7 protein-coding genes are annotated in these 6,165 nt (G+C 55.2%); 6 read left to right on the top strand and 1 reads right to left on the bottom strand.

Features of this window, described 5'->3' with window-relative positions; genetic code table 11:
• The 5 genes from CF161_RS32460 to CF161_RS32905 all read left to right on the top strand — a co-directional run.
• Positions 1 to 926 (top strand): glycoside hydrolase family 19 protein (locus CF161_RS32460; RefSeq protein ID WP_371106539.1); only part of this gene is annotated, 926 nt, incomplete at its 5' end.
• Between the two features lie 30 nt (positions 927 to 956).
• Entirely contained in the window at positions 957 to 1,640 is a 684-nt protein-coding gene (locus CF161_RS32910; protein WP_156882728.1) for a hypothetical protein, read from the top strand.
• Positions 1,641 to 1,677: 37 nt separating this feature from the next.
• A complete protein-coding gene (locus CF161_RS23415) occupies positions 1,678 to 2,454 on the top strand; it encodes a hypothetical protein (protein WP_156882727.1) in 777 nt (258 codons plus the stop codon).
• A gap of 11 nt (positions 2,455 to 2,465) precedes the next feature.
• The gene (locus CF161_RS23410; RefSeq protein ID WP_020299098.1) at positions 2,466 to 3,101 is read left to right on the top strand and encodes a hypothetical protein; all 636 of its coding nucleotides are present in this window, start codon (positions 2,466 to 2,468) and stop codon (positions 3,099 to 3,101) included.
• A 27-nt stretch (positions 3,102 to 3,128) separates the two neighbouring features.
• Entirely contained in the window at positions 3,129 to 3,599 is a 471-nt protein-coding gene (locus CF161_RS32905; protein WP_156882726.1) for a hypothetical protein, read from the top strand.
• Positions 3,600 to 3,788: 189 nt separating this feature from the next.
• On the opposite strand, the gene CF161_RS23405 is transcribed toward CF161_RS32905, so the two are convergent.
• A complete protein-coding gene (locus tag CF161_RS23405) occupies positions 3,789 to 4,790 on the bottom strand; it encodes a GntR family transcriptional regulator (RefSeq protein ID WP_020299097.1) in 1,002 nt (333 codons plus the stop codon).
• 368 nt (positions 4,791 to 5,158) lie between these two features.
• Between CF161_RS23405 and CF161_RS23400 the strand changes: the two genes are divergently transcribed.
• Positions 5,159 to 6,165: amidase family protein (locus CF161_RS23400; protein WP_020299096.1), on the top strand; the 1,007-nt coding region annotated here is incomplete at its 3' end.

The raw sequence follows: 6,165 nt of genomic DNA, 5'->3' as shown, positions 1-6,165 counted from the left end.
TGAAAGAGGGGCTGGCCTTGGGCAAGGTGCACTTTCACTTTCATCCGTTGCGGTTTATTCAGACTATGAAAAGTTGCTCTTGGCGTAGCGCGCGCGAACTAGCGCAGACACTGCCAAGACGCTCTTCTCAGAACGCGGGAGGCCTTATCTTATGGGGAGACGCCTTGGAGCGCTGGACCATTGGCAACAGTAGTAATGGATTAATGCCCGCAAATATACATGTATCAATAAATAGGATGTGGAGGAAGTTTGGATTCGTCACGACATTGCGCCAGGCCCATTTCCTTGCCCAGATATACAAGGAAAGCGGTGTGCTAAAGGCGACAGTCGAAAAAGGTAATTCGCACTACTTTAGGACCATGTATGAAGTTCTAACACCTCAGGAGGCCGGCGAAGATTTTGATAATAAGCATGCTTGGTTACAGGCAACAGGATTTTTGAAAGGAAGGAACCGACCTACCTATGTGGCACAGCGTCCAGGAGAGATTCGTGAAAAAGCACAAGCTTTAGGAAATATTCAAGCCGGAGATGGTCCTCGTTTTTGTGGAAGAGGACTCCTTCACCTTACCGGTCGAAATAACTATCGAGACTACGGCACATTTCGAAATGCTAACTTTACAGCAGACCCTAATCCTATTTTTTTATCCACAAATGCTGAGGTGGCGGCGGACTCCGCTGGGTACTTCTGGGTAAGTAAATTAATGGTGTCAGCAAATAATGAAACACTTCGTAGTGGCATGAATATACATCGTCGTGCAGATCTTGGTTGGGGTGATAATAACGTCGCCGCAATCACAACCCCTGTGAACGGTGGCAGTATTGGATTGAATGGGCGCCAAGAGCTATTCAAATACATCCGATTTGTTTTTGAGGATGAAGTCAGTATGCCAGTAACAGCAACTCTAGAAAGACAAACTGAAGACTAGAAAAATTTATACTGATCATGGATGACTAACATGGCGCTGAAAAAAAATACTTTCTGGATGATGTTTTTGCTGGCTGTATTTTTGTGTGGCTGCAGTTTTGCAAAAGGTGATGAGGCGGCTGGTGAAAATAAATTACTATTGAAGTGTGGGCTGGTATTGAATGTTCCTGCGGAGCTACCCTCTGATCAAGGTGTGCAGTCGGATTTGTGCACCAGTTCATATCGCGACCAAGAAGGAGCACTTTTACTACTAGGGGCTTTGCTGGAGGGGCAGAGAAGTCCGAGGTGGTTAGATATGATGCCTTCGCTGAGAATATACTCTAAAGGTATTGATGAGCTTTTATCCATAAATAACGAAAGTGGCATCCGCCGAGATTTGTCCGGTCTAGTGCAATCAATGAATGATTTCGCCGAAAAAAACTGTTCGTTAAACCGCAGGACACACATGTCAAAACTGTCTGGAGGCAACTGGAAAGGCTGGATTGCAGAGGATTCTTATCAGGAGCTCAGTAGGGCCACTTCACGGCCTGAATACTGCGAACGATTTTCTGAACATAACAGATGTATCAGAATGGTAATTGGAAATTCGAAAGAGTCAGCGGTTATGGGGCAGTACTGCTTAACGCGGCGAGATAATGACTTTGATCTTGATGCCGGTCTTAGCTATAACATCTTCCTCAAAATAGTTAAGAGTATTAGATTTGTCGAAGGTTAAGTAATCATGGAATCCCGGTTATCTACAGAAAGTCTATGTGCCAATACTGACGCTCTGGCCATGGCGAATCGAGCAAGGGACGCTGGCGTTTTGGGAGGATGTGGTGAAAGAGGTGCTGGCCTTGGGCAAGGTGCATTATCACTTTCATCCGTTGCGGTTTATTGAGGTGTTCAAGAGGTGTGGGTGGTTGAGCCCTGCCGAGCTTAGGCACATGGTACCGGCACGAGCGTTGCGTGGAGTAGGGGTCGGTATTTCTGCTCAGATCGTATATGAGGATATGCAGCCGAGGGCTGGCCGGCTGGTCGCCGCCCTCAAAACCGAACTCAATCGCACGCTACGTAAATTCATCATCAACACCCCGGCGCGTATGGCAGCATTCTTGGGCAACGCAGTACAGGAACCGGCCTGGTCGGCAGTTGCCTTCGAAGAATATGCGGGCAACCGTTGGTACGCGCCGTGGTTCGGGCGCGGTTTCCTGCAACTCACCCATCCAAGCAACTACCTTGGCTACTGGCATTGGCGCGGCCGCACGATTACTCCCGCCGTTGTGCATGGACTGAGGCAAGCACAACGGCAACCTGGTCAAAACTTCACGTTCTATGAAAACAAATTCTTTCGCCGTGTAAGTTGCCTGATCAATCTGCCCGGCCACATCAACGGTACCGATCCGCAGCTCAACGGCTTAGTCGACCGTTATTACGCGTATGCCTATGCGCAAGTGCTATTGCTCGACCACCCGGTCTTCCCTGACGCCAGTGGCAAGCTGGTGTTCCTGCCGGACGGCTATCAATTGAGAGGCGAGATCCCGCGATGAATAGGCTACCTATGGTCCGACTGCTCGTGGTGGGCCTCTTTGTTAATTTCCCGGGTTCCCTTGTTATCGCAGGACAAGATACCGTCACGGACTACGCGGGCGTCGCTTTGCCCGCAGATATGCAGCTCTACGTTATTCCAATGCAGAATTGCGCCATTAAGTTTGTCGCAAGAAAAGGAGGGCGCACATCTGCTTATGTTGGTGACCTAGCCCTCGGCTCGTTCAATCACGAGCGATACTTCCCTAACTATAAAAATCAGCTATCTCTGTCGCTTAACTTTAGTTGTTATCTTGGTCAAGCAAAGGAGTTATGCCCGGAATTACTTCCCGTGGAGTCCCCCGAGAACACGCGATACTACAATGTGCGCCGCCTAGAGAGCGTGCATCCAACGTATTTTAATATTGCCCAAATCTCCTCGTTTTCTCTTAATAGTTTCTTCCCGGGCCAAGTGAGAAAACTCAATGTTTGCCTCGGAGACAACGCTCATACGTTGGCGACTGACAATGGAGGGATTGAGCTCGGCTACGACACCAGGGACGTTTCGGAAACCCCAGGGAAAAAACTTCAGTCCACTTCTGAAACTGCCCTTCCTGCGATGCTGGAAATTATTCGCTCCATCCGCTTTTTACCGGCAGACAGCGAGTGAAAGACGAGGCGACAGAGGTGATAATCCATGCAGGGAAAACTGGATATCAACTCTAAAACCAGAAAATGGCTGGTGATCTTAGCGTTTTTAACTCCTGGTGTAACTTATGGAGATAAAGCCTCCCCTAACACCCTGACCCTGTCAGCTGGCGAGTTAAGCTCAGGCTGTTCAAATGTCTTTAAACCAATGCCGGCGACGTTGGATGAAGAGAGTCTTGGTGCTCCTTCAACTGAAATAAATGTCAGTTGGATATGTGATGGAGCACCTGAGGTTCTGGTTGATACCTATAAGGTTGAAGGCGGTTCACCTGACGTGTTCACTACTTTTGTTCGGGAAAAGGAAACTCTCGTAGTCTGTGCGAAGTGGCACATTTGTTCGCGTGCCTCGGATTTTTGTGGGGACTTATATAGAGTCTTTTTGTATCGATACACAGGTAAGGGGGGAATTCCTCAATTTAAAAATAGCAGCTTTGTTCTCGGGAGAAACAAAGCGGACTAGATGGAACTATTGACGGGAAAAAGGCTTCGTTTCCTCTAAGGTCCCAAGACGCAATCTCTGCCGAACTTGAGTTGTTAGGCTATTAAGCTCTACCACCGTCACCTGTGATTTTGCGGTATGGCGCGGTGCTTCAAGGGACTCCTCTAAGCGAACGCCAGCAAAGCTCTTATAGAGGGGATGGGCTGCGGCTTAGCTAATTTTGCTGAGAAAGGCCGGCAATTCCTGTTCCGGTACGACCGAGAGGACTTTCAGGCGTTGCAGCATGCGTTGGCGGGCGCGTTGCAGGTGTTCCTTGAGGTTGAGGGCGGCGGCGTCGAAGGCGCCGTGCAGCAGCAGTTCGAGGATCAGGCGGTGTTCGGCGAGCATCGCCGGGTCGGCGCCGATGCCCAGCAGGCGGTAGAAGATCCGGCTGATGATCATCGGGCTCTGGGCCTGGCGGATCAGGGTCGCCATTTTGCGGTTCTGCAGGCCGGCGAGGCAGTGCTGGTGCAGGTCTTCTTCGATGCGTTCCAGTTGTTGCAGGCTGCAATGCTCGACCTGTTGTGCCTGGGTGATGCGTTCCAGCATCGCTTCCAGCACTTCGCGGCTCAGCCCCGGGGCGCTCTGGCGCAGGGCTTCGGGTTCGAGGCAGGCGCGCAGTTCGTAGTCTTCGGTGACTTCGCGGGCGGTCAGCGGCCCGGCCAGCCATTGCGAGTAGGGCTCCTTTTCCACCAGCCCGCGATCGCGCAGGCGCATCAAGGCCTCGCGCACCACCGCGCGGCTGACGCCGTAGTGTTCGGCGGCGGCCTGTTCGTCGAGGCGGTAATGGCCGAAGGCGATGCAGGTCGACAGCGCGCTGCCGATTTCCTCGTAGATCCGTTCCCCCAGGGGCCGGGTGTCCACCAGCTCTTCGCCGCTGTCCAGGCCGAGGTGGGTATGGCTCAAGGGCAGGCGCAACGGTTCGATGGCCAGGCCTTCGGGGTTGATCAGGTAGCCACGGCCATCGAAGCGGCTGATCAGGCCTTCGTCGTGCAGCAAGTTCAGCGCCTTGCGCACCGGCACGCGGCTGGTGCCGAACAGTTCCGCCAGCGGCGCCTCCAGCAACACCAGGCCCTGCAAGGCGGTGCCCTGGATGATCGCGTCACGTAATACCTGACGGATCATCGCGTAGCGCGATGCGGTGCGTGGGTCCTCGGTGGGTGCTGCTTTCATCGGTTCCTCTGGGGGCTGTGCGGCGATGGCCGGGGATTCTCTCACAGTTGGCCAGTGTCACTGCGCGCCACGTTTTTGTGCCCCGCCCTGGGGCTTGGAGAGGGGGAATGTTACTTTTCTGCACTAAAATGTACTTTTTAGTAAAAGGTACATTATTTCAGTGGCGGGTCTTTTGCCGAGCCGATTTTCCGTCCGTCGGCATCCCGGCCTCCTTATTCATCCTCTCTACACCGGCCCTGTTGCCCCATTCAGCATGCTTCAACAGACCCTGCCGGTCCAAGGCGAACTCCAGGTGGCACGGAACCTGCTCTGTATAAAATGTATATTTTAATAATTAGTACATTTTATCTGGATTTGGAGTGCCCACCATGACCCCTTCACCGCTGTTGGACGCCACCGCGCTGGCTGCCGAGTTTGCCCAGCGCCGCAACGACCCGGTGCAGGTGCTGGAACAGGCGCTGCAACAGGCTGAACGTACGCCCCACGTCTTTATCGCCTTGAGCCCGGCGCGGGCGCGGCGGGAAGCCGAAGCCGCTGCCGCGCGCTGGCGTGACGGGCAACCCCTGAGCGCCCTGGATGGCGTGCCACTGGCCTGGAAAGATTTGTTCGACCTCGCCGGCAGTCGCACCACGGCCGGGGCCGCGGTGCGCCGCGAAATCGCCCCGGCCCTGGTGGATGCCCACAGCGTGGCCCAGTTCAGCCGCGCCGGCCTGGTCAGCCTGGGCAAGACCAACCTCAGTGAGTTCGCCTATTCCGGCCTGGGCCTGAACCCGCACTTCGGCACCCCGCTCAACCCCCATAGCGATGCCCAGCCGCGTGTGCCTGGCGGTTCGTCGTCGGGCTCGGCGGTGGCGGTGGCGGCCGGGATCGTGCCGCTGGCCATGGGCACCGACACTGCCGGTTCGATTCGCATCCCGGCGGCGTTCAATGGCCTGGTCGGGTTTCGCAGCAGTTGCCGGCGCTACAGCCGCGATGGGGTTTTTCCCCTGGCGCGCAGCCTCGACAGCCTTGGTCCGTTGACCCGCAGTGTGCGTGACGCCTGGCTGCTCGATGAGCTGCTGCGCGGCCATGATCCTCGCCAGGCGCCACCGGTGCGCAGCCTGGCCGGGCAACGGGTGTGGGTTGAGCAAACGGTGCTGGAAGATGCCCGCGTCGAGCCCGCAGTGCGGGCCCATCTGTTGGTGGCGGTTGAACGCCTGCGCAGTGCCGGAGCGCTGCTGGACGTGCGCCCGCTGCCGGCGTTCCAGGCCAGCCTGGAACTGATCGCCGACCACGGCTGGCTGGGCGCGGCCGAAGCCTTTGCCCTGCATCAGAGCCTGCTCGACAGCCCCGACGCCGAGCACCTCGACCCCCGCGTACGGCGGCGCCTGGAGGC

This window comes from Pseudomonas sp. CF161, assembly GCF_000416215.1.
Taxonomy (GTDB): domain Bacteria; phylum Pseudomonadota; class Gammaproteobacteria; order Pseudomonadales; family Pseudomonadaceae; genus Aquipseudomonas.
Note: the sequence above shows the minus strand (reverse complement) of the source record. Positions and strands in the feature narration are given on the sequence as shown.

Coding starts and splice junctions, on each gene's coding strand:
- CF161_RS32910 (WP_156882728.1), top strand. CDS start 957: ATGGCGCTGAAAAAAAATACTTTCTGGATGATGTTTTTGCTGGCTGTA.
- CF161_RS23405 (WP_020299097.1), bottom strand. CDS start 4,790: ATGAAAGCAGCACCCACCGAGGACCCACGCACCGCATCGCGCTACGCG.
- CF161_RS32905 (WP_156882726.1), top strand. CDS start 3,129: ATGCAGGGAAAACTGGATATCAACTCTAAAACCAGAAAATGGCTGGTG.
- CF161_RS23410 (WP_020299098.1), top strand. CDS start 2,466: ATGGTCCGACTGCTCGTGGTGGGCCTCTTTGTTAATTTCCCGGGTTCC.